The sequence below is a fragment of the Klebsiella sp. HC6 genome (assembly GCF_022605325.1).
In the GTDB taxonomy this organism is placed as follows: Bacteria; Pseudomonadota; Gammaproteobacteria; order Enterobacterales; family Enterobacteriaceae; genus Klebsiella; species Klebsiella terrigena.
This window is the reverse complement of record NZ_CP093276.1, coordinates 2,473,498-2,499,930: the sequence shown is the minus strand read 5'-3', so window position 1 is coordinate 2,499,930 and position 26,433 is coordinate 2,473,498. Positions and strand designations below refer to the sequence as shown.

28 protein-coding genes and 1 other annotated feature are annotated in these 26,433 nt (G+C 54.6%); of the genes, 9 read left to right on the top strand and 19 right to left on the bottom strand.

Annotated elements, in window-relative coordinates; all coding sequences use genetic code 11:
- Window positions 1–60 precede the first annotated feature (60 nt).
- Window positions 61–1,494 (bottom strand): gluconate:proton symporter, encoded by a 1,434-nt coding sequence (locus MMW58_RS12135; protein ID WP_241723460.1) that lies wholly within the window; start codon window positions 1,492–1,494, stop codon window positions 61–63.
- A 277-nt stretch (window positions 1,495–1,771) separates the two neighbouring features.
- On the opposite strand from MMW58_RS12135, the gene admX reads away from it, so the two are divergent.
- Genes admX through MMW58_RS12120 form a run of 3 tightly spaced genes read left to right on the top strand, consistent with a single transcriptional unit; the run spans window position 1,772 to window position 4,340 of the window.
- On the top strand, window positions 1,772–2,686 hold the full coding sequence (gene admX, locus MMW58_RS12130; RefSeq protein WP_241723459.1) for an HTH-type transcriptional regulator AdmX: 915 nt from the start codon (window positions 1,772–1,774) through the stop codon (window positions 2,684–2,686).
- A gap of 50 nt (window positions 2,687–2,736) precedes the next feature.
- Complete coding sequence (locus tag MMW58_RS12125; protein ID WP_241723458.1) at window positions 2,737–3,990, top strand: D-amino acid dehydrogenase; 1,254 nt, start codon at window positions 2,737–2,739, stop codon at window positions 3,988–3,990.
- Window positions 3,987–4,340, top strand: a complete 354-nt coding sequence (locus MMW58_RS12120) for a RidA family protein (protein WP_159235779.1) — start codon at window positions 3,987–3,989, stop codon at window positions 4,338–4,340. The genes MMW58_RS12125 and MMW58_RS12120 overlap by 4 nt, the downstream gene beginning before the upstream one ends.
- Before the next feature lie 55 nt (window positions 4,341–4,395).
- On the opposite strand, the gene ihfA is transcribed toward MMW58_RS12120, so the two are convergent.
- The 10 genes from ihfA to MMW58_RS12070 all read right to left on the bottom strand — a co-directional run bounded on the left by ihfA (window position 4,396) and on the right by MMW58_RS12070 (window position 13,384).
- Window positions 4,396–4,695: an integration host factor subunit alpha gene (ihfA, locus tag MMW58_RS12115; RefSeq protein ID WP_004102960.1), complete on the bottom strand. Its 300-nt coding sequence runs from the start codon at window positions 4,693–4,695 to the stop codon at window positions 4,396–4,398.
- A 4-nt stretch (window positions 4,696–4,699) separates the two neighbouring features.
- Entirely contained in the window at window positions 4,700–7,087 is a 2,388-nt protein-coding gene (gene pheT / locus MMW58_RS12110; protein ID WP_241723457.1) for a phenylalanine--tRNA ligase subunit beta, read from the bottom strand.
- 15 nt (window positions 7,088–7,102) lie between these two features.
- A complete protein-coding gene (gene pheS / locus MMW58_RS12105; RefSeq protein ID WP_041146054.1) occupies window positions 7,103–8,086 on the bottom strand; it encodes a phenylalanine--tRNA ligase subunit alpha in 984 nt (327 codons plus the stop codon).
- A 169-nt stretch (window positions 8,087–8,255) separates the two neighbouring features.
- Window positions 8,256–8,381 (bottom strand) — a sequence feature (Phe leader region).
- Window positions 8,332–8,376, bottom strand: a complete 45-nt coding sequence (gene pheM / locus MMW58_RS12100) for a pheST operon leader peptide PheM (RefSeq protein ID WP_001386830.1) — start codon at window positions 8,374–8,376, stop codon at window positions 8,332–8,334. (Overlaps the previous feature by 45 nt.)
- 118 nt (window positions 8,382–8,499) lie before the next feature.
- Window positions 8,500–8,856 carry a 50S ribosomal protein L20 gene (gene rplT, locus MMW58_RS12095; protein WP_133598233.1) on the bottom strand — a complete coding sequence of 119 codons (357 nt, stop codon included), beginning with the start codon at window positions 8,854–8,856 and terminating at the stop codon, window positions 8,500–8,502.
- A gap of 50 nt (window positions 8,857–8,906) precedes the next feature.
- Window positions 8,907–9,104 carry a 50S ribosomal protein L35 gene (rpmI, locus tag MMW58_RS12090; protein WP_001124225.1) on the bottom strand — a complete coding sequence of 66 codons (198 nt, stop codon included), beginning with the start codon at window positions 9,102–9,104 and terminating at the stop codon, window positions 8,907–8,909.
- Between the two features lie 96 nt (window positions 9,105–9,200).
- Window positions 9,201–9,743 carry a translation initiation factor IF-3 gene (infC, locus tag MMW58_RS12085; protein WP_049267827.1) on the bottom strand — a complete coding sequence of 181 codons (543 nt, stop codon included), beginning with the start codon at window positions 9,741–9,743 and terminating at the stop codon, window positions 9,201–9,203.
- A gap of 3 nt (window positions 9,744–9,746) precedes the next feature.
- Entirely contained in the window at window positions 9,747–11,675 is a 1,929-nt protein-coding gene (thrS, locus tag MMW58_RS12080; RefSeq protein ID WP_241723456.1) for a threonine--tRNA ligase, read from the bottom strand.
- A gap of 447 nt (window positions 11,676–12,122) precedes the next feature.
- Window positions 12,123–12,356 carry a YdgH/BhsA/McbA family protein gene (locus tag MMW58_RS12075; protein ID WP_041146056.1) on the bottom strand — a complete coding sequence of 78 codons (234 nt, stop codon included), beginning with the start codon at window positions 12,354–12,356 and terminating at the stop codon, window positions 12,123–12,125.
- A 269-nt stretch (window positions 12,357–12,625) separates the two neighbouring features.
- Entirely contained in the window at window positions 12,626–13,384 is a 759-nt protein-coding gene (locus tag MMW58_RS12070; protein ID WP_076947649.1) for a DUF481 domain-containing protein, read from the bottom strand.
- A 289-nt stretch (window positions 13,385–13,673) separates the two neighbouring features.
- Between MMW58_RS12070 and pfkB the strand changes: the two genes are divergently transcribed.
- The 3 genes from pfkB (at window position 13,674) to MMW58_RS12055 (ending at window position 15,956) form a co-directional block, all read left to right on the top strand.
- Window positions 13,674–14,606, top strand: a complete 933-nt coding sequence (pfkB, locus tag MMW58_RS12065) for a 6-phosphofructokinase II (RefSeq protein ID WP_241723455.1) — start codon at window positions 13,674–13,676, stop codon at window positions 14,604–14,606.
- 87 nt (window positions 14,607–14,693) lie between these two features.
- Complete coding sequence (ghoS, locus tag MMW58_RS12060; RefSeq protein WP_045858909.1) at window positions 14,694–14,978, top strand: type V toxin-antitoxin system endoribonuclease antitoxin GhoS; 285 nt, start codon at window positions 14,694–14,696, stop codon at window positions 14,976–14,978.
- Between the two features lie 105 nt (window positions 14,979–15,083).
- Complete coding sequence (locus MMW58_RS12055; protein ID WP_041146060.1) at window positions 15,084–15,956, top strand: fructosamine kinase family protein; 873 nt, start codon at window positions 15,084–15,086, stop codon at window positions 15,954–15,956.
- Window positions 15,957–15,975: 19 nt separating this feature from the next.
- Here MMW58_RS12055 and tonB read toward each other — a convergent pair whose 3' ends face one another.
- Entirely contained in the window at window positions 15,976–16,713 is a 738-nt protein-coding gene (gene tonB / locus MMW58_RS12050; RefSeq protein WP_241723454.1) for a TonB system transport protein TonB, read from the bottom strand.
- Window positions 16,714–16,923: 210 nt separating this feature from the next.
- Between tonB and MMW58_RS12045 the strand changes: the two genes are divergently transcribed.
- Window positions 16,924–17,220 (top strand): YciI family protein, encoded by a 297-nt coding sequence (locus MMW58_RS12045; protein WP_045858916.1) that lies wholly within the window; start codon window positions 16,924–16,926, stop codon window positions 17,218–17,220.
- Between the two features lie 66 nt (window positions 17,221–17,286).
- Here MMW58_RS12045 and MMW58_RS12040 read toward each other — a convergent pair whose 3' ends face one another.
- Window positions 17,287–17,460 carry a YciY family protein gene (locus tag MMW58_RS12040; RefSeq protein WP_095102028.1) on the bottom strand — a complete coding sequence of 58 codons (174 nt, stop codon included), beginning with the start codon at window positions 17,458–17,460 and terminating at the stop codon, window positions 17,287–17,289.
- Between the two features lie 144 nt (window positions 17,461–17,604).
- On the opposite strand from MMW58_RS12040, the gene cls reads away from it, so the two are divergent.
- Entirely contained in the window at window positions 17,605–19,065 is a 1,461-nt protein-coding gene (gene cls, locus MMW58_RS12035) for a cardiolipin synthase (protein WP_045858917.1), read from the top strand.
- Window positions 19,066–19,099: 34 nt separating this feature from the next.
- On the top strand, window positions 19,100–19,429 hold the full coding sequence (locus MMW58_RS12030) for an HI1450 family dsDNA-mimic protein (protein ID WP_095102024.1): 330 nt from the start codon (window positions 19,100–19,102) through the stop codon (window positions 19,427–19,429).
- Window positions 19,430–19,496: 67 nt separating this feature from the next.
- On the opposite strand, the gene MMW58_RS12025 is transcribed toward MMW58_RS12030, so the two are convergent.
- The 6 genes from MMW58_RS12025 to oppA all read right to left on the bottom strand — a co-directional run bounded on the left by MMW58_RS12025 (window position 19,497) and on the right by oppA (window position 25,976).
- Window positions 19,497–20,345: an ion transporter gene (locus tag MMW58_RS12025; RefSeq protein WP_133598241.1), complete on the bottom strand. Its 849-nt coding sequence runs from the start codon at window positions 20,343–20,345 to the stop codon at window positions 19,497–19,499.
- A 45-nt stretch (window positions 20,346–20,390) separates the two neighbouring features.
- Entirely contained in the window at window positions 20,391–21,395 is a 1,005-nt protein-coding gene (oppF, locus tag MMW58_RS12020; protein ID WP_123708305.1) for a murein tripeptide/oligopeptide ABC transporter ATP-binding protein OppF, read from the bottom strand.
- Complete coding sequence (oppD, locus tag MMW58_RS12015) at window positions 21,392–22,405, bottom strand: ABC transporter ATP-binding protein (RefSeq protein WP_133598243.1); 1,014 nt, start codon at window positions 22,403–22,405, stop codon at window positions 21,392–21,394. Before oppD ends, oppF begins: the two co-directional genes overlap by 4 nt.
- Before the next feature lie 11 nt (window positions 22,406–22,416).
- A complete protein-coding gene (gene oppC, locus MMW58_RS12010; RefSeq protein WP_115192440.1) occupies window positions 22,417–23,325 on the bottom strand; it encodes an oligopeptide ABC transporter permease OppC in 909 nt (302 codons plus the stop codon).
- 14 nt (window positions 23,326–23,339) lie between these two features.
- Window positions 23,340–24,260: an oligopeptide ABC transporter permease OppB gene (gene oppB / locus MMW58_RS12005; protein ID WP_041146069.1), complete on the bottom strand. Its 921-nt coding sequence runs from the start codon at window positions 24,258–24,260 to the stop codon at window positions 23,340–23,342.
- A gap of 84 nt (window positions 24,261–24,344) precedes the next feature.
- The gene (oppA, locus tag MMW58_RS12000) at window positions 24,345–25,976 is read right to left on the bottom strand and encodes an oligopeptide ABC transporter substrate-binding protein OppA (RefSeq protein WP_076947655.1); all 1,632 of its coding nucleotides are present in this window, start codon (window positions 25,974–25,976) and stop codon (window positions 24,345–24,347) included.
- Between the last annotated feature and the right edge of the window lie 457 nt (window positions 25,977–26,433).

The following is a 26,433-nucleotide window of genomic DNA, read 5'->3' as shown; positions in this document are numbered from 1 at the left end:
CTCATGGCGCATATCGGCGGACGCTAGCGGGCTGAATTGCGCTGCCCGCTAGCGCAGCTGTTACGCCAGGACCTGGAACAGCACGGCGAAGAGAACAATATTGGCCAGAACGATGGCCCAGCCGTTATAGAGCATATATTTCAAATGCGTGGACTGCGCCAACCCCATCTGTCCAAACATATCCGACGACGGAAAAGGGCCAAACCAGTCAACCTGCGATGATGCCAGCAGCACGGCGGTCGTCCCCTGCGGCGGGACGCCTGCCGCCATCAGCATCGGGCCGAAGATTTTATGGGTAAAGGTCATCTGCGCTACCGCCGCGCCGGGGACATGGCCAATAATATTAAAAGCAAAAATACTAAAGCACAGCCAGGCGGGAGAGATCCCCTCGAGCAGCGGCTGGGTGTAGTCCAGCAGCCCCTGGTAAGCGTGCAGCCCGTCCATCAGTTCAAGAATGGGGTTGTAGAGCCAGTACAGCAGGAACATCCACACCAGCCGACCGCAGCCGTGATACAGCGCCTGCAGGATCTGCGTTGGCCGCAGCCCCCCGACCAGGCCGGTAATCAGCGCCACCAGCAGCATCACGATAATAGCGAAGCTAAAGCCGGCCTTAATGACCACCCCCACCACCGCCATCACGATAATCGTGGCCGCAAAGGCCAGCGCGCTCAGCTTTCTGCGGCGGGTAAGAGTCGGGTTATTCTCATCCTGCGGCAGCTCAGCAAGGTTAACCTCATAGCGCAGCTTGCCCTCGGTCATTTTCTGGATACGCCCCGCCATGACCCAGCCGGCCAGCAGCGTGACGGCGCTCATCGGCAGACCGACATAGAGCAAATAGTCCGGATAGCTCAGGCCTCCAAGCTTAAGAATAGTCACCGTACTCGGGGTAAAGGGGCCGGTAAATAGCCCGATGGAACCGGCGGTCATCATCAGCGCGGCCACCGTTGGCGGCGTCAGGCGCACCGCAGCGGCGATGGGAATAATCACCGCGACGATAATAGCGTTACCGCCGGCCATGGTGCCCAGGGCGCCGCAAATCAGAATCGAGGAGGCAACGATACCAAATTTCACCCGCGTCTGGCTGGAGAGCCCGATGCGATGAACCACGAATTTCACCAGCTCTACCGCCGCGCCGGTGCGGGTAGCCACTTCCCCCACCCCGGCGCCGAGCATAATGATTAGCCCGACGGTGGCGATAAAAGAGCCGGTCGATTTCGCCAGCATCGCGCCCATTTCCGGCAGCCCGGTAGAGGTCATGATCATCGCAATAATAATTGATGAAATAACCGCCAGCACGATATCCACGCCAATAAGCGACAGCACGGCTAATGCCACCAGCGGGGTAAAACTGAGAAGTCCCAGCTCTGCGCTGGGGCGGCCATGACACCAAAATGCAATCAATAAAAACAGCCCTGACAGCAGGCCAATAACGATATTTTTTCTGCTAATAGTTCTTCGGGTAACAGGATTACCGGAGAGCGTTGAGTCACTCATACAACTCCTTGATGCCAATAAAACCAACCGCTATTTCAGGTCAGCGCATTTGGGCCAGCTCAGAAAATATCCCCCTCGTTATAATTGTTGGCGCGAAGGCCTGAGGGTTTGCGTAGGGACAACAGGTATTGTTCTGAGAATCGGATTATCCGCCTGCCGGCGGGGCAAAAAGCGCAATAAGTAAACAGAACGCTGATTGTGAATTGAATTTATGTTAATTTATTGTTATTAGAAAATGAATTTTTATCTGGCCCCTATAACCCTGAGTTAACTCCTGATGAAACTGCGTCACCTGGAAATTTTCCACGCCGTGATGACCTGCGGCACCCTTTCACGAGCAGCAGAGTCGCTGAATATCTCTCAACCGGCGGCCAGTAAGGCGCTCAAAAACGCCGAAACGAAGCTGGGTTTTAAGCTCTTTCAGCGCGTTCGCGGCAAGCTGCTGCCGAGCAGCGAAGCGCTGACGCTGTTCGAGAAGGCGCAGAATATCTACCAGGATCTGGATAATCTGCGCCTGCTTGCCGACAACCTGGCGCGCGACCCGCGGGCGAAAATTAGCCTCGGCTGTTTGCCCAGCCTCGGGCTGAGCCTGGTGCCGGAAATGGTGACCGACTTCTATCAGCAAAACGCGAATCTGGTGATGACCCTGACCACGGAACATACTGAGACATTGGTCAAGAAACTGGATCTGCGCGAGATCGATCTGGCCCTGACGCTCCAGCCGGTTCAGCAGGGTGAAATCATCCCCACCACCATCGCCGAGGTGCCGCTGGTCTACATCGACCGCGACTACCGCCAGGGCGTGGTGGCGATCGATGAGATAGACCAGCAGCGCTGGATCTCTCCCGGCCCCCACTCGCTGTCGGCCGCCATTGCTACCCGTCGGGACTTCTCGACGACCCGCCTCAACGTTCAGACCTACTACATGGCAACTGAATTTGTTAAACACGGCATGGGCTGCAGCATTACCGATATTTTTTCCGCGCGTCACAACCTGACCCCGACGATGATCCACCCTATTTCGCCGCCGATGACGATCCCTCTCTGCCTGCTGCGTCGGGCGGATGTTTCTCTGAGTCCGATTGCGCATAAATTTGTCGATTTTATCTGCCTACAGCTGCGTAAACAGCTGCAGGAAATTAACCTGGGGTTATACCCTGAAAATAAAAAGTCAATTGCGCCACAGGGGTAAATGCTTTGACATAGCGCCATTGCATTTATCAGCGGCGGATACCTCAGGTTATGAAAAAGCGCATTGTTATTATCGGTGGGGGCGTTATCGGGCTGGCGACGGCCTATGTATTCATTAAGCGCGGCCACGAGGTCCAGCTGCTGGAGCGCAATGCGAACCCCGGCCTGGCGACGAGCTTTGCTAACGGCGGCCAGCTCAGCTACCGCTACGTCGCACCGCTGGCCGACCGCGGCGTGCCGCTGCAGGGAATAAAATGGATGGGCAGGAGCGACTCGCCGCTCAATATGCGCCTGCGGATGTCGCCAGACCAGTGGCGCTGGCTGCTGCAGTTCCTGCGTGCCTGCAACAGCCGGACCAATAAGGTGAACGGCGATCATATCCTTCGCCTGTCGCTGCTCAGCCGTCAGGTTATGCAGGCGTGGTTGAATGAGGATAATCTGAGCGACTTTCACTGGCGACGCTGCGGGAAATTAGTCGTCCATCGCCGGGAGTACGATCTGAATAAAGCGGAAACAGGGATCAATCCGCAATATCAGCGCTCCCTGAGCGGAGCCGAGTGTATCGAACTTGAACCCGCGCTCAGGCATATCCGCGCCTCGCTCTGCGGCGGTATTTATTCCCCCGGCGACGAAACTGCCGACTGTCATCAGTTTTGCCTGGCGCTGCTGGAGAAACTCAACGCCAGCGCCGGCTTTACCCTCACCGGCGACTGCGACGTTCGCCGTCTGAATAAAAAAGGCGGTCGTATTCACTCGGCGGAAACCAGCCGGGGAACGATTGTCGGCGATGATTTTGTGGTTGCCGCCGGCAATGGCAGCAGCCCGTTACTGGCTGGCACGGGAATTCACGTGCCGCTTTGCGGCCTGAAAGGCTACAGCCTGACGCTGCCCTATCCGGCCCAGGCCGGGATCGCGCCGGATATCAGCGTCACCGACTATGGACACAAAATTGTCTATGCCCGCCTCGGAGAGCAGCTGCGTATCGCCGCGATGGTTGATATCGGCTACGACGGCGACGGACTGCGCCCTGAGCGTATTGCGGCGTTGAAAAAAATTGTTGCCGGCAGCTTCCCCGAGCTTCAGGGTATTGAGGATGCGCAGGCCTGGAGCGGTATGCGCCCTTCTACGCCAGCCGGCCCTCCGCTGCTGGGACGCGCCGGCTACCAAAACCTGTGGATGAACCTCGGCCAGGGTAGCCTGGGCTTCACCCTTGCCGCCGGCAGCGCGGCGGTGCTCGGCGCCCTGCTCGATAGCGAAAACCCCGCCATCACTTTAGATGGCCTGACATGGAAAAAATCAGCATGAACATTATCCGTAACAATCCGCAGCCGCGTCTTTCCGCCAGCGTCGAATATGGCAACCTGATCTTTTTATCGGGTCAAACCCCGAAAAGCAGCGAGGAGGATATTATTCAGCAGACGCGTGAAGTCTTAGAGAAAATCGACGCCCTGCTGGCGGCGGCCGGTAGCGACAGCGGGCACATTCTTTCCGCGCAGGTGTGGCTGAAAAACATGTCCCGCGATTTTGCCGGTTTTAACGAGGCCTGGGTTGCCTGGCTGCCGGAAGGCCACAGCCCGGCGCGCGCGGCCGTCCAGGCAGAGATGGCGCGCCCGGATATTCTCGTCGAAGTGATGGTCACTGCCGTAAAAGCCTGATCCTGAAAATGAAAAGAAAAAAGGCCGCATCAGCGGCCTTTTTAGTTAGTTCAGATTATTTGTCTCTGGGCGAAGCGTTTTCGACGCGGCTTTTAAGTTTCTGGCCGGGTCTGAAGGTCACCACGCGCCGGGCTGTAATCGGAATATCTTCCCCCGTTTTCGGGTTACGACCCGGGCGCTGGTTTTTATCACGCAAATCGAAGTTGCCGAACCCGGAGAGTTTTACCTGTTCTCCGTTTTCCAAAGCACGACGAACCTCTTCGAAAAACAACTCTACCAGTTCTTTGGCATCCCGCTTGCTAAGCCCAAGCTTATCAAACAGATATTCTGACATTTCAGCTTTTGTAAGCGCCATAGGTTCAATCCCTCAATGAGGCCTGGAATCGCTCTTTTAATGCCTCTACACATTTGGCGACGGTAGCGGCAATCTCCTCTTCTTCGAGTGTACGGCTGGTATCCTGAAGGATTAGGCTGATTGCAAGGCTCTTACTGCCTTCTGCAACGCCTTTACCGCGGTACACGTCAAATAAGTTTACGCCAACTACCTGATTTACGCCAACTTTCTTACACTCGGTCAAAACATCAGCTGCGGGTACGTTTTCAGCGACGACGACCGCGATGTCGCGACGGTTTGCCGGGAAACGAGAAATCTCGCGCGCCTGAGGCACCACGCGGTCTGCAAGCTTGTTCCACTCCAGCTCAAACGCCAAAGTGCGACCGTTCAGATCCAGTTTACGTTCCAGTTCAGGATGAACAACCCCAATGAAACCAATGCGTTCACCTTTCAGATAAATCGCTGCCGACTGTCCCGGATGCAGCGCGGCGTTCGCTTCTGCGCGGAATTCGATGGCGGATAATTTACCGGTCAGGTCAAGAACGGACTCCAGATCGCCTTTTAAATCATAGAAATCGACGGACTCTTTTGCCAGGTTCCAGTGCTCATCAACGCGATTACCGCAAATTACGCCGGCCAGCATCACATCCTGACGGATCCCCAGCGGAGCCTCGGTATCAGGAACAAAGCGTAAACCGCTCTCAAAGATGCGCACGCGGCTCTGCTGGCGATTCTGGTTATACACCACGGTGCCCAGCAGGCCGGTCAGCAGCGACAGGCGCATCGCCGACATTTCGCTGGAGATTGGGCTTGGCAGGATCAGCGCCTCTTCACCCGGGTGAATCAGCTGCTGTACTTTCGGGTCAACGAAGCTATAGGTAATAACTTCCTGATAGCCTTTGTCGATGAGCAGGGTTTTCACGCGCTTAAGCGACAGGTTCGCCTCGCGATGGGTACCCATAATCAGGCCAGCCTGGACCGGTTCGTCAGGAATGTTGTTATAGCCGTATACGCGGGCAACTTCTTCAACCAGATCTTCTTCGATCGCAATATCAAAACGCCAGCTCGGCGCGACGGCCAGCCACTGGCCTTCGCCCGCGGTCACTTCACAACCCAGGCGGCTAAGAATATCGCTAACCTGAGCATCATCAATGTGATGGCCAATCAGGCGATCCAGCTTGCTGCGGCGCAGGGTAATGGTTGCCGCCTTCGGCAGGGTCGCGTCGTTGGTCACGTCGATCACCGGGCCGGCTTCGCCGCCGCAGATATCGATCAGCAGGCGGGTTGCACGCTCCAGGGCCTTGTGCTGCAGCGCCGGGTCGACCCCACGCTCGTAGCGGTGGGAAGCATCGGTGTGCAGGCCGTGACGGCGCGCGCGACCGGTGATAGACAGCGGGCTGAAGAATGCGCACTCCAGCAGCACGTTCTGCGTTTCGTCGTTCACGCCGGAGTGCTCGCCGCCAAAGATGCCGCCCATCGCCAGCGCCTTCTGGTGGTCTGCGATAACCAGGGTGTCAGCGTCAAGCTTAGCTTCGGAACCGTCCAGCAGCACCAGCGTTTCGCCCTCTTTCGCCATCCGCACCACGATGCCGCCTTCAATGCGGTCGCGGTCAAAGGCGTGCATCGGCTGGCCGAGCTCGAGAAGAACATAGTTGGTGACATCCACCACCGCATCGATGGAGCGAATGCCGCAGCGACGCAGCTTCTCTTTCATCCACAGCGGAGTGGGCGCTTTAACATTGATGCCTTTAACCACGCGTCCCAGGTAGCGCGGGCACGCGTCCGGCGCGTCGACGGTGATGGGCAGCGTATCGGCAATCGTCGCCGCTACCGGCGTAATTTCCGGTGCGTTCAGCGGCTCTTTATTCAGTACCGCCACGTCGCGAGCGACGCCGATGATACCTAAACAGTCGGCACGGTTCGGCGTCACGCTGATTTCAATGGTGTTGTCGTCAAACTTCAGATATTCACGGATATCGGTACCAATTGGCGCATCTGCCGGCAGTTCGATAATTCCGCTATGATCGTCGGAAACACCCAGCTCGGAAAACGAACACAGCATCCCTTCGGAAGGCTCACCGCGCAGTTTTGCTGCTTTAATTTTGAAGTCGCCCGGCAGTACGGCGCCGATAGTAGCAACCGCAACCTTCAGACCCTGGCGGCAGTTCGGCGCGCCGCACACGATATCCAGCAGGCGTTCGCCGCCGACGTTAATTTTGGTCACCCGCAGCTTGTCAGCGTTCGGGTGCTGGCCGCACTCGACGACTTCACCGACGACGACGCCGTTGAAGCTGCCGGCAACCGGCTCAACGCCGTCAACTTCGAGGCCGGCCATCGTAATCTGATTCGCCAGGGCTTCGCTGTCGATCGCCGGATTAACCCATTCGCGTAACCACAGTTCACTGAATTTCATTGTTCTGTCCTGCCCTTATTTAAACTGTTTGAGGAAACGCAGATCGTTTTCGAAGAACGCGCGTAGGTCGGTTACGCCATAGCGCAGCATGGTCAGACGCTCCATGCCCATACCAAAGGCGAAGCCGGAATAGACTTCCGGGTCGATGCCGACGTTGCGTAGGACGTTCGGGTGCACCATGCCGCAGCCAAGCACTTCCAGCCACTTGCCGTTTTTACCCATGACGTCAACTTCAGCAGAGGGTTCGGTAAACGGGAAGTAGGACGGACGGAAACGAATTTGCAGATCTTCTTCAAAGAAGTTACGCAGGAAGTCGTGCAGCGTCCCTTTCAGGTTGGTGAAGTTAATATTCTTATCAACAATCAGGCCTTCCATCTGATGGAACATCGGGGTATGGGTCTGATCGTAATCGTTACGATAAACGCGGCCGGGGGCGATAATACGAATCGGCGGCTGCTGATGTTCCATGGTACGGATCTGCACGCCAGAAGTCTGGGTACGCAGCAGGCGAGTGGCATCAAACCAGAAGGTATCGTGGTCAGCGCGCGCCGGGTGGTGGCCCGGGATATTCAGCGCATCGAAGTTATGGTAATCATCTTCAATCTCCGGACCGGTTGCCACCGTAAAGCCGAGCTCGCCGAAGAAGTTTTCGATGCGGTCAATAGTGCGGGTAACCGGATGCAGACCGCCGTTTTCGACCCGACGCCCCGGCAGCGAGACGTCAATGGTCTCAGCGGCCAGACGCGCATTCAGCGCGGCGCCTTCCAGATCGGCTTTACGCGCGTTGAGCGCCTGCTGGACCTGCTCTTTGGCTTCGTTGATCACCGCGCCTGCAGCCGGACGCTCTTCTGGCGGCAGCTCGCGCAGGGTCGTCATCTGAAGGGTCAGATGCCCTTTCTTTCCCAGGTATTCCACGCGGACGTTGTCCAGCGCGGCAACATCTGATGCCTCATTAATGGCTGCCTTCGCACTGGCAACCAGCTCTGCGAGATGTGACATGGTTTTCCTCATTATGTCGGTGCAGACACCGGTTATGGTCATTATTTTGCTCTGACTATTTCGAGTCGCAGGCAGCGGATCAAGCCGTTATCCAGCACGAAGACTCCGGCGGGATGACGCGCATTAAGCCACGCACCTGCAGCTTGAAATAGAACGAGCCAGTTCATATACGAAAAAAGCCTCCACGGTGGGAGGCTTTCTGGCGCTGTTTTTCGTTTCTTTTCTCACGCGCTAGCCTCCTGAGTTCAGGTGCTAAAGTAAAAAAAGAAGCGGAAAATAGCAGCATTCATGCTTGCATTACCTTGTCTGGCACGAAACGTAAGACCTGTATTGAAAAGCTTACAGCAATAAAAGTCAATGTATTGATAGTGTTGAAACAAAAAGAGGGAGACAAGCTCCCTCTTTCAACTGGCTTATGCCAGAGCTGCTTTCGCTTTTTCGACCAGAGCGGAGAACGCTAATTTGTCGAATACTGCGATGTCAGCCAGGATCTTACGGTCAATTTCAACAGAGGCTTTTTTCAGGCCGTTGATGAATTTGCTGTAAGAAATACCGTTCTGACGTGCTGCTGCGTTGATACGCGCAATCCACAGTTGACGGAACTGACGCTTTTTCTGACGACGGTCACGATAAGCGTACTGACCTGCTTTGATAACAGCCTGGAAGGCAACGCGGTATACGCGAGAACGCGCACCGTAGTAGCCTTTAGCTTGTTTCAAAATTTTCTTGTGACGTGCACGGGCAACTACACCACGTTTTACGCGAGCCATATGTGCTCTCCTGTATCTATTCTAATTAAAAAGTTAAAAGGGTTAACGACTTATGCGTACGGCAGGCACGCGATTACCAGGCCCAGATCGCCTTTGGAAACCATGGCTTTCGGACGCAGGTGACGTTTACGCTTGGTAGCTTTTTTGGTCAGAATGTGACGCAGGTTAGCGTGCTTGTGCTTAAAACCACCTTTACCGGTTTTTTTGAAGCGCTTAGCAGCACCGCGTACGGTCTTAATTTTTGGCATTTTAATAACTTCCACTTCGCATTGTTAATAAACGAAACGTAGGCGAACAGTCCCTGCGAGGCCCAAGGGCTCCACAGGAATTGCTACTTGAAGGCCTTACTGTTTCTTCTTCGGAGCGAGCACCATGATCATCTGGCGGCCTTCGATCTTCGATGGGAAGGATTCGACCACTGCCAGTTCACTCAGATCGTCACGGACGCGGTTGAGCACTTCCATACCGATCTGCTGGTGAGCCATCTCACGACCGCGGAAACGCAGCGTGATCTTAGCTTTATCACCCTCTTCCAGAAAGCGAACCAGGCTGCGGAGTTTTACCTGGTAGTCGCCATCATCGGTACCAGGTCGGAATTTAATTTCCTTAACCTGGATAACTTTTTGTTTTTTCTTCTGTTCCTTAGAAGACTTACTCTTTTCATAGAGGAATTTGCCGTAATCCATGATACGACAAACCGGCGGCTCGGCGTTAGGGCTGATTTCGACTAAGTCTACTCCGGCTTCTTCAGCTTTTTCCAGAGCTTCTCTCAGACTCACAATACCAAGCTGCTCGCCTTCCAGACCTGTTAAGCGAACTTCTTGCGCGCGAATTTCGCCATTAATACGATTCGGACGCGCCGTTTGAACTCGTTTTCCGCCTTTAATACCTTATTCCTCCAGTTGTTGAAGACTGCGGCTGCGAATCTCTTGTTGCAGCTTTTCGATCACTTCATTTACGTCCATGCTGCCGAGGTCTTTCCCGCGACGGGTACGCACGGCTACTTTACCGGCTTCGACTTCTTTGTCGCCACAGACCAACATGTACGGGACACGACGTAAAGTGTGCTCGCGGATTTTAAAGCCAATCTTCTCATTTCTCAAGTCCGCTTTTACACGAATTCCCGCATTTTGTAGTTTACGCGTCAATTCGTTAACGTAATCGGCCTGAGAATCAGTAATATTCATGACCACTACCTGCACTGGCGCAAGCCAGGTTGGGAAGAAGCCGGCAAACTCTTCGGTCAGGATGCCAATAAAGCGCTCCAGAGAACCAAGGATAGCACGGTGAATCATTACCGGTACCTGTCGCTCGTTGCTTTCGCCTACATAAGAGGCGCTTAAACGCTGCGGCAGAGAGAAGTCCAGCTGTACCGTTCCGCACTGCCATGCACGATCGAGGCAGTCATACAAAGTAAATTCAATTTTTGGACCGTAGAACGCGCCTTCACCCAGCTGATACTCAAATGGGATATTGTTTTCTTCCAGCGCGACTGCCAGATCCGCCTCAGCACGATCCCAGGCCTCGTCGCTTCCGATACGTTTTTCCGGACGAGTTGAGAGCTTGACGACGATTTTTTCGAAGCCAAAGGAGCTGTACATATCGTAGACCATACGAATACAGGCGTTAACTTCATCACGCACCTGCTCTTCAGTACAGAAAATATGCGCGTCATCCTGAGTAAAGCCGCGAACGCGCATCAGGCCATGCAGCGCGCCTGACGGCTCGTTACGATGGCAGCTACCGAACTCCGCCATACGCAGCGGCAGATCGCGATAGGATTTCAGGCCCTGATTAAAGATCTGCACGTGACCCGGGCAGTTCATCGGCTTGATGCAGTACTCACGGTTCTCAGAAGAGGTGGTGAACATCGCATCTTTGTAGTTGTCCCAGTGGCCGGTTTTTTCCCACAGCACACGGTCCATCATAAACGGGCCTTTAACTTCCTGATACTGGTACTCTTTCAGCTTAGAGCGGACGAATGTTTCCAGTTCACGGAAGATAGTCCAGCCATCGTTGTGCCAGAATACCATACCCGGCGCTTCTTCCTGCATATGATACAGGTCAAGCTGCTTACCGATCTTACGGTGGTCACGCTTAGATGCTTCTTCCAGGCGCAGCAGATGGGCGTTGAGCGCCTTTTTATCCGCCCACGCGGTGCCATAAATACGTTGCAACATCTTATTGTTGCTATCGCCACGCCAGTAGGCGCCAGCGGTTTTCATCAGTTTGAAATGATGACAGAAACGCATGTTCGGCACGTGCGGCCCACGGCACATGTCGACGTACTCTTCATGATGATACAAGCCGGGCTTGTCATCATGAGCAATATTCTCATCAAGGATCGACACTTTGTAGGTCTCACCGCGCTGCACGAAGGTTTCACGCGCTTCATGCCAGCTGACTTTTTTCTTGATGACGTCGTAGTTTTTCTCAGCGAGTTCGTGCATACGTTTTTCGAGCGCGTCGAGGTCTTCCTGGGTCAGCGTACGATCGATATCAACATCATAATAGAAGCCGTTATCGATAACCGGGCCGATAGCCATTTTGGTGTTCGGCCACAGCTGCTTAATCGCATGACCTAACAGATGCGCGCAGGAGTGACGAATAATCTCCAGGCCGTCTTCATCTTTAGCGGTGATGATAGAGAGCGTTGCATCGTTTTCGATGGGATCGCAGGCATCAACCAGCTCGCCGTTCACACGGCCAGCGATGGTGGCTTTCGCCAGGCCAGGGCCGATGTCGAGGGCAACGTCCAGCGGGCTAACCGCGTGGTCAAAATGGCGTTGGCTGCCATCAGGAAGCGTAATTACAGGCATTTCATGTCCTTATTTGCAGTGGTGCCCCACACGAAAGAGCACATACAAAACAATATAATCATAATTATCAACAAGTTCAGACCGAGCTCCCGCTTCACTCTGCGAAAATATGAGCACGAGGGTAACCCCACCGTTCTCACCTGCAGCCGCCTGCTGATAACACCGGGCTTTAGTTTACACATCATTAGTGCGTGATAAAAGTCACAACCCACTAAATGGCTGCTATTAATGATAAAACAAGGAGGACGGGGCCAAAGATCGCAAGGGACGACGGGTTGAGATAAAAAGGACAAAAATAAGCGCCCGCGCCGTATTGCTTACGTGCGGTAGTGAGTAGCGGGCAAAATCAAAACGCGGAGCCAAACATATGCCTGTCAAACCGGTACATCTTTACCCGGCTTTATATTTCTCAAAATATAAGAGACAGTCCGACGGAAGAATGAAATATCAGGACCATTCACCGGCAACGAGTTTATGAACATTAAAAGCATCGCCCATAGTCTGACCCGTTGACTGCGATCCCGGGGCAATATTAGAGCCTGCTTCGACGTCGGTCGCTTTAGCAATGCCGACCTGGGTATGGTCTTTGCTGCCTGGCTGTGGGACTGGATTAGCGGCTAAGGCGCCGAACGAGAGCGCGCACAGCATCACGGCCGCAGTTGCGATTTTGCTATTTTTCATAGTGATGATTCTCTTATTTACGTAAGGATTTCGAGCAAAGACATCATCTCTGCCTGTGACGGATAGTATAGATCCAGATCACATTTTTGTCCGACTAAATATTTAGCTATTCGTGTCAAAAAACTTAAATATTTATCAAGATAATCAATTATGAAGAAATTATGGAGGCTATTTTCTTTTTATAAAAAACAAAACAAAAGACCAAAAATAATAATGTCACTTATTGCTAAATTTAAAACAATCAGGCCGGAATAACCGGCCTGAAAATATTACATCTTATAGCCAAGCGACAGCGTGGTACGACGATCGGTGTGCTCCGGCGCCGATGACGGCGGCTGGGAGTTCCAGGTCACGTTATAGGCAACACGCAGCGCAAAGTGAGCGTTGATAGCGACGTTGAGCGCGCTTTCTGAGTTTAGCGTGGTATCTTCGGAACCGAACACGGAAACGCCCTGAGTGAATTTGGCGTTATCGGTCATCTGCCATGCCCAGGTGCCTGAGGCGTAGCCCAGCGGCTGAGTCTCATTATCGCCATCGGTATATTCGTCATAGCGCACGCCAGGACCGAATTCAAAACGCAGGCTGTGCACCGGCCCGTTCAGAATTTGACGACCGTAACCGGCGGTCAGCACATCGCGCTGCTGATAACCGTTATAGCGGTCGGTCAGCCAGCTGGCCTGGCCGAACAGATAGTTGCTGTCGGTCATGTTATAACGACTACGGCCGCCGACCGCGTACTTCTCGGAAGAGCGCTGGTCGTTAGACGAGGTGTTGCTGGCGTTCCCCCACAGCGACCATGCTGTCGTATTGCCATACCAGGTGAGCGTAGAATCCGCGGTCATTGAGGAACTTTTCGTATTTCCGGACTGCGCCAGATAGCCGGCGTTAACAGCACCTTCGAAAGGTTTTTTGGCAGTGGAAGGGTCATCCATAACAGTAAAAACGGAATCGTCGGCCATTGCGCACGCAGACGCAAATAGCCCCCCCGCCAGCATAGCCGCTGCGGGTACTGTCTTCAAAAGCTTCATTTAATTTAGAGTCCGTACAACAAAAAGAGAGACCCAGATGGTCCCGGAAACTTTCGCGAGGATCGCTGCTGCTGGTCCAATGAAAGGCGGTAAATTATAAAAAAGCACGATTAACATAGCAATCAATTACTCTTTCATTTTTTGAATAAGACGGCCCTCAGAACTATCTTTATTTTATAATGAAAATAGCCTCTTCCCGACAAATCCCCGCCGCGTATGCTTTCCCTTAGCAATGAGAAGTGCCATGCTTAAAAAAAGAACAGCCGACTCGTATCATGGAGGAATTTTGATGACCAAAATTTATACGCTGACTCTGGCTCCTTCGCTCGACAGCGCTACCCAGACCCCGCAGATCTATCCGGAAGGTAAACTACGCTGCAGCGCACCGGTTTTCGAACCCGGCGGCGGCGGCATTAACGTCGCCCGCGCAATTACCTTTCTCGGCGGCCACGCCACGGCAATTTTCCCCGCCGGCGGCGCAACCGGGGAACATCTCACCGCCCTGCTTGCCGATGAACAGGTCCCCGTAGAAACCGTCGAGACCGGTGACTGGACGCGGCAAAATCTGCACGTCCACGTTGATTCCAGCGGAGAACAGTATCGCTTCGTGATGCCCGGCGCGGCGCTAACCCAGCAGGAGTTCTGCCGTCTCGAGGAGAAGGTTCTGGCGATCGAGCCCGGCTCGCTGCTGGTGATTAGCGGCAGCCTTCCGCCGGGGATCGATATTGAAAATCTGACTCAGCTGGTAAAAAAGGCGCAACAGCATCATCTGCGCTGCATTATCGACAGCTCAGGAGAAGCGCTCGCGGCCGCGCTTGAGGTCGGTAACATTGAGCTCGTCAAACCTAACCAAAAAGAGCTGAGCGCGCTCGTCCAGCGCGATCTGAGCCAGCCGAACGACGTTCGACAGGCGGCACAGGAGCTGATCCGCTCGGGCAAAGCCCGAAGAGTCGTCGTCTCCCTCGGCCCGCAGGGGGCGCTGGGTGTCGATAGCAGCGGCAGCGTACAGGTTGTCCCACCGCCGATGAAAAGCCAAAGCACCGTCGGCGCAGGCGACAGCATGGTGGGCGCGATGACCCTGCGCCTCGCCGAAGATGCCGGACTTGAGGACATGGTGCGTTTTGGCGTCGCGGCGGGCAGCGCCGCTACCGTCAATCAGGGCACCCGTCTCTGCTCGCAGGAGAACACGCTTAAAATTTACGCCTATTTGTGCGATCGCTGATTCCTTCCCTCTGCTCAGGCAGAGGGAGTCGCCAAATGACCAGCATGGTCTATGCTGAAAATTCCATGGATAACAACGGGGTGAAAAATGAGCGCCGAAATTCAAACCCATGTCGTGACGATCCGTTTTCACGAAGAGACGCTTACTGAGATTAACGAGCTAAGCAATCACCTTACCCGCGCGGGCTTCACCCTTGTACTGAATGATGACGAGGGAAAACCTCACGAGCTGGGAACCAACACCTTTGGCCTGGTTTCCCCGCAAAGCGCGCAAGAGGTGCAGGCCCTGAGCGCGGGATTAGCGGAAACGGCGCTGGGGCGGCCTGCTGAAGTTACGGTAACCACATTTTCTCAGTGGCTGGAAGCTCAATAAGTGCGATTGGCGCGGTGGAAAGCGTCAGTTGTGCGTCAGTTCGAATTTTACGCCGAGGTTATGCGCTAACCTTATGAAATGGTGGAAAACATGGGGAGAGACGGCATGTGGCAGGCTATCAGCAATTTGTTAAGCGAGTGGCATACTGAAGCAGCTGAAATCGAACTGCGAAACGAACTGCCCGGCGGAGAAATCCACGCAGCATGGCACCTGCGCTTCGGTGGGAAGGACTACTTCGTGAAATGTGACGAACGTGAGCTGCTGCCTATCTTTACCGCCGAGGCGGATCAGCTCGAGCTGCTGTCGCGGAGTAAAACCGTTCACGTACCGCAGGTGTTTGCCGTCGGCAGCGATCGCGACTACAGCTTTATGGTGATGGAGTATTTGCCCCCTCGCCCGCTCGACGCGCACAACGCTTTTCTGCTCGGTCAGCAAATCGCGCATCTGCATCAGTGGAGCGACCAGCCGCAGTTCGGGCTCGATTTTGATAATGACCTTTCCACGACTCCCCAGCCCAATGCCTGGCAACGCCGCTGGTCGACATTCTTTGCCGAGCAGCGCATCGGCTGGCAGCTTGAGCTGGCGGCAGAAAAAGGGCTACATTTCGGCGATATTGATACCATCGTTGAGTACGTGCAGCAGCGCCTCAGCGGCCATCAACCTCAGGCCTCTTTACTGCACGGCGATCTCTGGTCCGGCAACTGCGCGCTGGGGCCGAACGGACCCTATATCTTCGACCCGGCCTGCTACTGGGGAGACCGAGAGTGCGACCTCGCCATGCTGCCGCTGCATCCTGAGCAGCCGCCGCAAATATACGACGGCTATCAGTCGGTCTCGCCTTTGCCGTCCGGGTTCCTCGATCGCCAGCCCATTTACCAACTCTATACGCTCTTCAACCGGGCGATCTTGTTCGGCGGTCAGCACCTCGTGACGGCGCAAAAAGCGCTCGACGATGTGTTCGCTGAGGAGGCCCCGTAAGGGGCCTTATTGACGGCGGTTAGTTGATCTCAACGCCTTTAAGACGGAACTTAATGGTCATCGTCACGCCGGTGCCCGGTTTGCCGGGCTCGTAGCGCCACTTACGCAGGGCACTTTTCACTTCACGCTCAAACATATTCGCCGGCTGCGCGGAAAGGATCTCGACGTTGTCCAGGCGGCCGTCCGGCGTGACGTCAAACTTCACGCGCACCACACCTTCAATACGCAGCGCCTGGGCGCGAGTCGGATAAGTTGGCTGGTTACGGCTGAGCGCCCGCGGGCCGCTCGGTGCGGTAACCGTTGGCTTCGCGGAGGCCGTAGATGTGGATGGCGGCGTACGCGCTGGCGCAGTGTTGGTATTTTCAAACGGCGATGCCGGACGCGTTTCCGCAGGCTTAACCTCACGCTTCGGCTGCTCGATCTTTTTCTCCGGCTTCGGTTTTGGCTTCGGCTTGGGTTTCGGCTCAGGCTTATGAATCACTACCGGCGCTTCCTTCGGCGGCTCTGGCACGACTTCAGGTTCGGGTTCTGGCTCCGGCTCAACAACCGGCTCCACGACCGGCTGTGCGGCCTGAGGAGGCTCGAGATCCGCAGGAGCCACCATGGTTATCTCGATCGGTTGGGAGGGAGATGGCCGTTCAATAACCTGATGTACCGAGGTATAAAGCAACCCCGCCACAACGGCACCGTGGATAGTCACGGACAGCAGCGTCGGCCACGGGAAGCGGCGAGGTAAATCAATGGTCATTGCGCTCATAGTCGTTTCAGTTGAAAAATGATGCCCCGATTTTAAATGCAAATAGCAATCATATTCAATAAGCCTTATTGGCTTGCATCAAAATTTGCCATCTTTCCGCTAAAAAAAAGCCCGGCAGCGGGCATTTTGACCCGCTTAGCATCTTTGCATTGCAGTCAAGGCCGGATTCACTTAACGTGATTCGCCCATTTATTGATAAGGAGCCTTGCCGTGCTTTACGTAATCTACGCTGAAGACATCGCCGATTCTCTGGAAAAGCGGTCGTCGGTCCGTCCCGCCCACCTGGCGCGTTTACAACTGCTACATGATGAAGGTCGTCTGCTGACCGCCGGGCCAATGCCTGCCGTAGACAGCAATGAACCTGGCGTTGCGGGGTTCACCGGCTCAACGGTTATTGCCGAGTTTGAATCACTGGAAGCAGCGCAGTCATGGGCGAACGACGACCCTTATATTGCTGCCGGGGTGTACCAGAACGTCGCGGTGAAGCCTTACAAAAAGGTATTTTAGGGCCAGCCGCCGTCAAAAACACAGAGGCACCGCATGCGGTGCCTTTTATTTCAGTACTTAGCGATCTCAGTACTCAGTGAAGACGAACAACAGGGAATGACGCTGTCGTTTCACCAGCTCCTTGCGGATGGCGAGGATGCGCATATTGCGGCGCGATTGGGCCTCCAGCCAGCGTGACTTACGGCGGCTCACCTGTCTTAGCATGCGCCAGCGCCCTACTTCCGTTCTACTACGCTTCATTGCTACTACTCTACAAGTGAAAAACAGCCTGCATTATAGGCCTATGAATCCGGCTGACCAACGCTTTCGCTGCGTTTTTATTTGCCAGATGGATGTTGATGCGTAAACTCATAAAATAGAGTCATTCAAAAGGATTTTTCATCTATGACAACCTTTTACACGGTGGTGAACTGGCTAGTCATCCTCGGTTACTGGTTACTGATCGCCGGTGTAACATTACGCATATTGATGAAACGGCGCGCCGTCCCTTCAGCAATGGCGTGGTTGCTGGTTATTTATATTCTTCCTCTGGTCGGAATTATTGCCTATCTCTCGTTTGGTGAACTCCATCTCGGCAAGCGCCGGGCCGAACGGGCGCGGGCAATGTGGCCCTCCACCGCCAAGTGGCTCAACGATCTCAAGGCCTGCAAGCATATCTTTGCCGACGATAATAGTCCGGTCGCCGAATCGCTGTTTAAACTCTGCGAACGCCGCCAGGGGATCGCCGGCGTCAAGGGCAATCAGCTGCAGCTGCTCACCGAGTCTGACGACGTCATGCAGGCGCTGATCCGCGATATTCAGCTGGCTCGCCACAATATCGAGATGGTGTTTTATATCTGGCAGCCCGGCGGGATGGCCGATAAGGTTGCAGAATCGCTAATGGCTGCCGCCAGACGCGGCGTGCACTGCCGCTTAATGCTGGACTCCGCCGGCAGCGTCGCCTTCTTCCGCAGCCCGTGGGCGGCGATGATGCGCAACGCCGGCATCGAGGTGGTCGAAGCGCTGAAGGTTAATCTGATGCGCGTGTTTTTGCGCCGGATGGATCTGCGTCAGCACCGCAAAATGGTCATGATTGATAACTATATTGCCTACACCGGCAGTATGAATATGGTTGACCCGCGCTTCTTTAAGCAGGATTCCGGCGTCGGCCAGTGGATCGATCTGATGGCGCGCATGGAGGGCCCGGTCGCCACGGCAATGGGTATCGTTTACTCCTGCGACTGGGAAATCGAAACCGGTAAACGGATCCTGCCGCCGCCGCCGGACCTCAATATTATGCCGTTTGAGGAGGCCAGCGGACATACCATCCATACCATCGCCTCGGGCCCTGGTTTCCCGGAAGATTTGATTCACCAGGCGCTGCTGACCGCCGCCTATTCCGCCAAAGAACATCTGATCATGACCACCCCCTACTTCGTGCCCAGCGACGATTTGCTGCACGCTATCTGCACCGCCGCCCAGCGCGGGGTTGATGTCAGCATCATTTTGCCGCGCAAAAATGACTCGCTGCTCGTCGGCTGGGCCAGCCGGGCCTTCTTTACCGAGCTGCTGGCCGCCGGGGTGAAAATTTATCAGTTTGAAGGCGGGCTGCTGCACACCAAAAGCGTGCTGGTCGACGGCGAGCTGAGCCTGGTGGGGACCGTCAATCTCGATATGCGCAGCCTGTGGCTCAATTTCGAGATTACGCTGGTGATTGATGACGCCGGTTTTGGCAGCGATCTGGCGGCGGTTCAGGATGATTATATCTCCCGCTCGCGCCTGCTCGACGCCGGCTTATGGTTAAAACGTCCGCTCTGGCAGCGGATAGCGGAGCGACTGTTTTACTTCTTCAGTCCGTTGCTGTAAAACGTGCCAATCAGATGTTAAACGGGTAGCTATCATGGATATGGATTTAAACAATCGCCTGACCGAAGATGAAACGCTTGAACAGGCTTACGATATCTTTCTCGAGCTGGCGGTCGACAACCTCGACCCGGCGGATGTCATTCTGTTTAACCTGCAGTTTGAAGAGCGCGGCGGTGCCGAACTCTTTGATCCGGCAGAAGACTGGCAAGAGCACGTCGATTACGATCTCAACCCGGACTTCTTCGCCGAGGTGGTGATTGGCCTGGCTGACACCGACGGCGGCGAAATCAACGATATCTTCGCCCGCGTTCTGCTGTGCCGCGAGAAAGATCACAAGCTGTGCCATATTTTGTGGCGTGAATAAGATTTTATTCCGGCCTCTGCTGGCCTGAAAAATGCCTGCCCGTTTAACGACCGGCAGGCATTTTTATTTACCCGTCCGCCTGCTGCGCAAGCGCACTCCCGCAGGCGTTGCAGTACCGCGCGTTTTTATCATGAGGCCCGTGCTGACAGTTCTGGCAAATCCGCTGACTGCGGCGATTCTGAAAGGCGGTGGTCATATGGGTGGTAATAAGGCCGGTTGGGATGGCGATAATTGAGTAGCCGATTAATATCAGCACCGAAGCCAGTATTCGTCCCAGCGGCGTGTGCGGCGTAATATCGCCATAACCTACCGTTGTGATCGTCACGATAGCCCAGTACACCGAAGCGTTAAGCGTGGTGAATCCGTACTGCGGCCCCTCAATCAGATACATCAGCGAGCCGAAAATCACCATCACAATGGCAATAAATGAGTAAAACAGTATCAGCTGATGGCGGGCGCTGACGATAGCAGCCCAGAAGATATTCAACGACGGCATAAAGCGCAGCAGCTTGAGAATACGCAAGGCTCGGATCGCACGCATCGCGCGCCAGGCAAAGACGTAGTCAATGCTTATTTCCGGCCACAGCCACATCACGTACAGCGGTAAAATCGTCGCTAAATCAATTAGCCCCCAGAAGCTGAAAATATACCTGAGCGGATTGGGCCAGCTGACGATGCGCAGGATATATTCGAGGGTAAAAACGGCGGTAACAAACAGCTCCAGCCAGACGAAAATATGCCATTCATCAACGTTCAGGTGGTACTGAGTCCCCAGACCCGACTCGATAAAAATAACCACCACGCTGAGCAGTGCAAAAACGCCACACAGTCCTTCAAAGCGGCGCCCGGAGCGCTGATGCTGATCGAAGAGCACATGAAATAGCCGCTGACGGGCGGCGTGAATATTGACAGCCACGTTAACCTCGCAAAAAAAAGGGCTGACCAGCGTCAGCCCCGGAGATTATAACGGGTCTACCTTCAGGCAGGAAACCGCATGACGGAAACTTCCTTCCAGCACCGGCCGCGTTTTGGCACATTCCGGCCCGGCAAGAGGACAGCGCGTGCGGAAAACGCATCCCGACGGCGGATTAATCGGCGAAGGGAGCTCGCCTTCCAGCAGCTGGATGGTTTTATTTTTTTCCAGATCCGGGTCGGGAACCGGCACCGCAGACATCAGCGCTTTGGTATAAGGGTGCAGCGGGTTGTGGTACACCTCATCGTAGGTGCCCAGCTCCACCGCGTGCCCGAGGTACATCACCAGCACGCGATCGGAGATGTGCTTTACCACCGCCAGGTCATGGGCGATAAAGATCAGCGACAGACCCATTTCGCGCTGCAGCTGCTGCAGCAGGTTGACCACCTGGGCCTGAATCGACACGTCCAGCGCCGACACCGGCTCATCGCAGATAATCAGCTTAGGCTCAAGGATCAGCGCGCGGGCAATACCGATACGCTGGCACTGGCCGCCGGAAAACTCGTGCGGATAGCGGTTAATCAGGTTTGGCAGCAGGCCAACCTTCATCATCATCGCCTTCACCCGATCGCGAGCTTCCTGGCGCGACATTTTCGGATGATAGGTGCGCAGCGGCTCGGCAATAATCTCGCCGATGGTCATACGCGGGTTCAGCGACGCCAGCGGATCCTGGAAAATCATCTGAATATCGCTGCGCACGTCGCGCCACTCGTCCGGCTTCATGCCCAGCAAATCTTTGCCAAGCCACGCTACCCTGCCCTCGGTCGCTTTCACCAGGCCAATAATCGCGCGGGCAAAGGTCGATTTACCGCAGCCGGACTCACCCACCACGCCCAGCGTTTCGCCTTCATACAGACGCAGCGTGACGCCATCAACCGCCTTCAGCGTTTTAGACGGCTGCCAAAACCACTGCTTGCCATCTTTAATATCAAAGTGGACTTTTAGATCGGCGATTTCGAGCAGGACTTTTCTTTGTTCAGTCACGGCGTTCATAGCAGATCTCCCACCGGTTGAAAGCAGGCACGCAGGCGGCCAGGGGCAAACTCCTTCAGAGGCGGAGCGCTATTGCAAATCTCCATCGCATGCGGACAGCGCGGCTGGAACGGACAGCCCTTCGGCAGGCGCAGCAGGTTCGGCGGATTGCCAGGGATGGTTAACAGCGCATCGCCTTCGGCGTCCAGGCGCGGGACCGCATTCAGCAGGCCGATAGAGTACGGATGCGACGGATGATAAAAGACATCGCGCGCGTGACCGTACTCCATGGTGCGGCCGGCGTACATCACCAGAACTTTGTCACAGATCCCGGCGACCACGCCCAGATCGTGAGTAATCATAATGATCGCCGTATTGAATTCACGTTTAAGTTCATTCAGCAGGGTCATAATCTGCGCCTGCACCGTCACGTCCAGCGCCGTCGTCGGCTCATCAGCGATCAGCAGCTTTGGCCGGCACAGCAGCGCCATAGCGATCATCACGCGCTGGCGCATCCCGCCAGAAAACTCATGCGGATACATTTTCATCCGCTTGCGCGCTTCCGGCATCTTGACCGCATCCAGCATCTTCACTGATTCTTCAAAGGCCTCGGCTTTCCCCAGACCTTTGTGCAGCATCAGAACCTCCATCAGCTGCTCGCCGACCCGCATATACGGGTTCAGGGAGGTCATCGGGTCCTGGAAAATCATCGAAATCTGCTCGGCGCGCAGCTTATTCAGCTCACGCTCCGGCAGGTTAAGGATCTGCCGGCCGTTAAAGGTCGCCGAGCCGCCGATATAGCCGTTGGCGGCCAGCAGCCCCATCAGCGCAAAGGCGGTCTGCGACTTACCGGAGCCCGACTCACCCACGATGCCTAACGTCTCCCCGGCCCGCAGGCTAAAGTTGAGGTCGTTGACGGCGGTGACGTCGCCATCCGGCGTTTTAAAGGTCACGCGGAGATCTTTAACATCCAGCAGCAGCCCGGATTGTTGCTGCGCCTGCGGCGCTTTTGCCGTTTCAATTATGCTCATGACGGCGCTCCTTAGCGGTCTTTCGGGTCGAGGGCATCACGCAGGCCATCGCCGATAAAGTTAAAACAGAACAGCGTTACCACCAGGAACCCCGCAGGAAACAGCAGCAGCCACGGCGACACTTCCATTGAGTTTGCGCCATCGCTCAGCAGCGCTCCCCAGCTGCTGAGCGGCTCCTGAGTACCCAGACCGAGGAAGCTCAGGAAGGATTCGAACAGGATCATGCTCGGCACCAGCAGCGAGGCATACACCACCACCACGCCCAGGACGTTAGGCACGATGTGACGCGTCACGATACTGAAGGTCGAGACGCCGCCGACCTGGGCTGCTTCGATAAACTCTTTGCGCTTCAGGCTCAGCGTCTGGCCGCGCACGATACGCGCCATATCCAGCCAGGAAACCATTCCGATGGCGACGAAGATCAGCAGTATGTTCTGGCCAAAAAAGGTCACCAGCAGGATAACGAAGAACATAAACGGGAAGGAGTTGAGGATCTCCAGCAGACGCATCATGACGGAGTCGACCTTACCGCCGAGATAGCCGGAAAGCGAGCCGTAGAGCGTACCGAGGATCACCGCCACCAGCGCGGCGGCTACGCCAACCATCAGCGAAATACGTCCGCCGATAGCAACGCGCACCAGCAGGTCGCGACCGGATGAGTCGGTACCGAAGTAGTGGCTGGACGCCGTATCAGGCGCGCTGGACATCATGCCCCAGTCGGTGTCGTAGTAGGAAAACTGCGACACCATCGGCGCAATGGTCACGAACAGAGCGATAACGATCAGCACCACCAGGCTGGCCACGGCCGCGCGGTTATGCATAAAGCGGCGGCGGGCATCTTGCCACAGGCTACGCCCTTCGACTTCAAGCTTTTCACTGAAGTTCTCCAGCGCCTCGTTGTTTTTCTTACTTAACATCATGGCGAACCCCGGCCTCAATAGCGAATCTTCGGATCGATAACGGCATACAGCACATCAACAATCGCGTTAAACAGAATGGTCAGCGCGCCGACCAGAATCGTCAGGCTGAGTACCAGGGAGTAGTCGCGGTTAAGCGCGCCGTTGACGAACAGCTGGCCGATCCCCGGAAGACCGTAGATAGTCTCGATAACCATCGATCCGGTGATAATGCCAACGAACGCCGGCCCCATATAGGAGAGAACGGGCAGCAGCGCAGGCTTCAGCGCGTGGCGCAGGATGATACGATGCATCGGCAGCCCCTTCGCCCGCGCGGTGCGGATAAAGTTAGAGTGCAGAACTTCAATCATCGAACCGCGGGTGATACGCGCGATGCTGGCAATATAGGCGAGCGACAGCGCCACCATCGGCAGGATCATAAACTTCAGCGCCCCGCCATTCCAGCCGCCACCGGGTAGCCAGTGCAGGGTGATGGCAAAAATCATCACCAGCAGCGGCGCAACCACGAAGCTGGGTATGACGACGCCGGTCATTGCCACCCCCATCACCGCATAGTCCCATTTGGTATTTTGCTTGAGGGCCGCAATAACGCCGGCGCTCACGCCAAGAACTACCGCCAGCAGGAAGGCGGCAAAGCCTAATTTGGCGGAGACCGGGAAGCTTGACGCCACCAGATCGTTCACCGAATAGTCTTTATATTTAAAAGAGGGACCGAAATCACCGTGCGCCAGCTGCTTCAGATAGTTGAAGTACTGGGTCATGATGGGGTCATTTAAATGATATTTTGCTTCAATATTCGCCAGCACTTCTGGCGGCAGCGTACGTTCGCCGGTAAAGGGACTTCCCGGCGCAAGGCGCATCATGAAGAATGAGATAGTTATAAGAATAAATAGCGTCGGAATCGCTTCCAGACAGCGACGAAAAATAAATTTTAACATTGCCCGTACCTTCTGGCGTGTGCCTATCGTATGCGATGAATTCAGACACGGTGGGGCAAGCGATGCCTGCCCCACGTCTTGCCATTAATGTTTGATAATATACAGGTTTTTAACGTATATATTATCTAACGGGTCTTTACCGGTATAGCCACCTACCCACGGTTTAACCAGACGGGCGTTGACGTAATAGAAGACCGGCACAATGACAGAGTCTTTATCCAGCTGCTGCTCTGACTGCGCATACAGATCGGCGCGTTTGGCGTCATCATTGGTTTGCAGCGTTTCAGCGATAATTTTATCGAACGCCGGGCTCTTATAGTGCGAGGTGTTGTTTGAGCTGTCGCTCAGCATGGTATTGAGGAATGAGGTTGGTTCGTTGTAGTCGGCACACCAGCCCGCACGCGCCACGTCAAAGGTGCCCTGATGGCGGTTATCGAGGAAGGTTTTCCATTCCTGATTTTCCAGCTTCACGTTGGCGCCCAGGTTTTTCTTCCAGATGGATGCCACGGCGATGGCCAGCTTTTTATGCAGATCGGACGTGTTGTACAGCAGGTTAAAGGTCAGCGGTTTATCCGCGGTATATCCGGCTTCAGCCAGCAGTTTTTTCGCTTCTTCGTTACGCTTATCCTGAGTCCAGGTAAACCATTCTGGTTTAACGACCTTCATGCCATCGGTATAAGGCGGGGTGTAGCTGTATGCCGGCAGATCGCCCTGGTTCTTCACTTTATTAACGATAATGTCGCGGTCCAGCGCCATCTTCAGCGCGGTACGCACGCGGACGTCGGTAAACGGTGCTTTCTGGTTGTTAATTTCGTAGTAGTAGGTGCAGAGATACGGATCGACGTGAACTTCTTTCGGGATCTCTTTTTTCAGCTTCTGGAACAGCTCAATCGGCATATTGTTATAGGTCATGTCGATTTCGCCGCTGCGGTAGCGGTTAACGTCGGTGACTTCTGAAGAAATAGGCAGATAGGTTACCTGGTTAATAACGGTTTTCGCGTTATCCCAGTACTGAGTATTACGCTCAAGAACGATACGTTCGTTAACGACCCAGTCCTTCAGCTTATAGGCGCCGTTGGTGACAATATTGGCCGGCTGAGTCCATTTCTCGCCATATTTTTCAATAGCCGCTTTTGGCACCGGTGACACGGACGGGTGCACCAGCAGTTTATAGAAATAAGGAACAGGCTCGCTCAGGGTAACCTGGAAGGTTTTATCATCGAGCGCTTTAACGCCCAGATCGGTGATTGGCTTTTTGCCGGCGATAATTTCATCAACGTTGGCAACGTGGCCATACTGCAGATAGCTCGCGTACGGTGAGGCGGTTTTCGGATCGGACAGGCGCTGCCAGCTATAAACGAAATCTTGTGCGGTTACCGGCGTGCCGTCGGACCATTTAGCGTCTTTACGCAGATGGAAGGTCCAGACTTTAAAATCTTTATTATCCCAGGATTCGGCAACCCCAGGAATCGGGTGGCCCTGAATATCGCCAATCACTAAACCTTCAAACAGGTCGCGGTTAATGTTGGATTCAGGCACACCTTCAATTTTGTGCGGATCCAGAGATTGAACCTCTGCTCCGTTATTACGTACCAGCGATTGTGAATCCGCCAGCTGCACCCCTGCAGGTACATCTGCTGCCATAGCAACGTTCGCCGTAAATAGCGCAGAGAAAATCCCCGCTGCTACCAGATTTTTTTTGGTGATGATGGTCATTGTGTTGTTACTCCACTCATTATAATTACTGGCTATTTAACCAGCCTCTTTTTTTCCCTTATTCGGGATTCTGTACAGTGCAGGAGTTTTTGCTGCTGTCAGACTTTACTGCTTGCTATCACCGACTTATTTATTACGACCGCTCAAACGGCAGCCTTGACGTCGATTCTTTACCCCCCTGTCCTGGGGCGGCTTTTACGCAATGAGTTATTTAATAATAATTCTCATTTACGTCTATTACTCAGTGAGCGATAACGCCGGAAAGTACCAAAAGGCTTTCTCATCCGCCAATGCAATTTGCAAATATGTTACCGGATTCTCTTTTATTGCTCCTGCCGCGGCAGGATTCTGCCGGTCACTTCCGAGAGAGGAGCAATAAAGTAGTTATTTATCATTTAGATACAAAAAACATGTCGTTCTGCATGCCGCTTAAGGGTGCAAAGGCGCTTTTTTGTAC

What these genes read in the sequence shown, in the direction of transcription:
- pheT (WP_241723457.1), bottom strand. Translation starts at nt 7,087, where the DNA reads ATGAAATTCAGTGAACTGTGGTTACGCGAATGGGTTAATCCGGCGATC.
- MMW58_RS12070 (WP_076947649.1), bottom strand. Translation starts at nt 13,384, where the DNA reads ATGAAGCTTTTGAAGACAGTACCCGCAGCGGCTATGCTGGCGGGGGGG.
- oppC (WP_115192440.1), bottom strand. Translation starts at nt 23,325, where the DNA reads ATGATGTTAAGTAAGAAAAACAACGAGGCGCTGGAGAACTTCAGTGAA.
- admX (WP_241723459.1), top strand. Translation starts at nt 1,772, where the DNA reads ATGAAACTGCGTCACCTGGAAATTTTCCACGCCGTGATGACCTGCGGC.
- MMW58_RS12055 (WP_041146060.1), top strand. Translation starts at nt 15,084, where the DNA reads ATGTGGCAGGCTATCAGCAATTTGTTAAGCGAGTGGCATACTGAAGCA.
- MMW58_RS12120 (WP_159235779.1), top strand. Translation starts at nt 3,987, where the DNA reads ATGAACATTATCCGTAACAATCCGCAGCCGCGTCTTTCCGCCAGCGTC.
- oppF (WP_123708305.1), bottom strand. Translation starts at nt 21,395, where the DNA reads ATGAACGCCGTGACTGAACAAAGAAAAGTCCTGCTCGAAATCGCCGAT.
- oppB (WP_041146069.1), bottom strand. Translation starts at nt 24,260, where the DNA reads ATGTTAAAATTTATTTTTCGTCGCTGTCTGGAAGCGATTCCGACGCTA.
- pheS (WP_041146054.1), bottom strand. Translation starts at nt 8,086, where the DNA reads ATGTCACATCTCGCAGAGCTGGTTGCCAGTGCGAAGGCAGCCATTAAT.
- tonB (WP_241723454.1), bottom strand. Translation starts at nt 16,713, where the DNA reads ATGAGCGCAATGACCATTGATTTACCTCGCCGCTTCCCGTGGCCGACG.
- MMW58_RS12125 (WP_241723458.1), top strand. Translation starts at nt 2,737, where the DNA reads ATGAAAAAGCGCATTGTTATTATCGGTGGGGGCGTTATCGGGCTGGCG.
- oppA (WP_076947655.1), bottom strand. Translation starts at nt 25,976, where the DNA reads ATGACCATCATCACCAAAAAAAATCTGGTAGCAGCGGGGATTTTCTCT.
- pfkB (WP_241723455.1), top strand. Translation starts at nt 13,674, where the DNA reads ATGACCAAAATTTATACGCTGACTCTGGCTCCTTCGCTCGACAGCGCT.
- MMW58_RS12040 (WP_095102028.1), bottom strand. Translation starts at nt 17,460, where the DNA reads ATGAAGCGTAGTAGAACGGAAGTAGGGCGCTGGCGCATGCTAAGACAG.
- ghoS (WP_045858909.1), top strand. Translation starts at nt 14,694, where the DNA reads ATGAGCGCCGAAATTCAAACCCATGTCGTGACGATCCGTTTTCACGAA.
- oppD (WP_133598243.1), bottom strand. Translation starts at nt 22,405, where the DNA reads ATGAGCATAATTGAAACGGCAAAAGCGCCGCAGGCGCAGCAACAATCC.
- rplT (WP_133598233.1), bottom strand. Translation starts at nt 8,856, where the DNA reads ATGGCTCGCGTAAAACGTGGTGTAGTTGCCCGTGCACGTCACAAGAAA.
- ihfA (WP_004102960.1), bottom strand. Translation starts at nt 4,695, where the DNA reads ATGGCGCTTACAAAAGCTGAAATGTCAGAATATCTGTTTGATAAGCTT.
- thrS (WP_241723456.1), bottom strand. Translation starts at nt 11,675, where the DNA reads ATGCCTGTAATTACGCTTCCTGATGGCAGCCAACGCCATTTTGACCAC.
- rpmI (WP_001124225.1), bottom strand. Translation starts at nt 9,104, where the DNA reads ATGCCAAAAATTAAGACCGTACGCGGTGCTGCTAAGCGCTTCAAAAAA.
- MMW58_RS12030 (WP_095102024.1), top strand. Translation starts at nt 19,100, where the DNA reads ATGGATATGGATTTAAACAATCGCCTGACCGAAGATGAAACGCTTGAA.
- MMW58_RS12135 (WP_241723460.1), bottom strand. Translation starts at nt 1,494, where the DNA reads ATGAGTGACTCAACGCTCTCCGGTAATCCTGTTACCCGAAGAACTATT.
- cls (WP_045858917.1), top strand. Translation starts at nt 17,605, where the DNA reads ATGACAACCTTTTACACGGTGGTGAACTGGCTAGTCATCCTCGGTTAC.
- MMW58_RS12075 (WP_041146056.1), bottom strand. Translation starts at nt 12,356, where the DNA reads ATGAAAAATAGCAAAATCGCAACTGCGGCCGTGATGCTGTGCGCGCTC.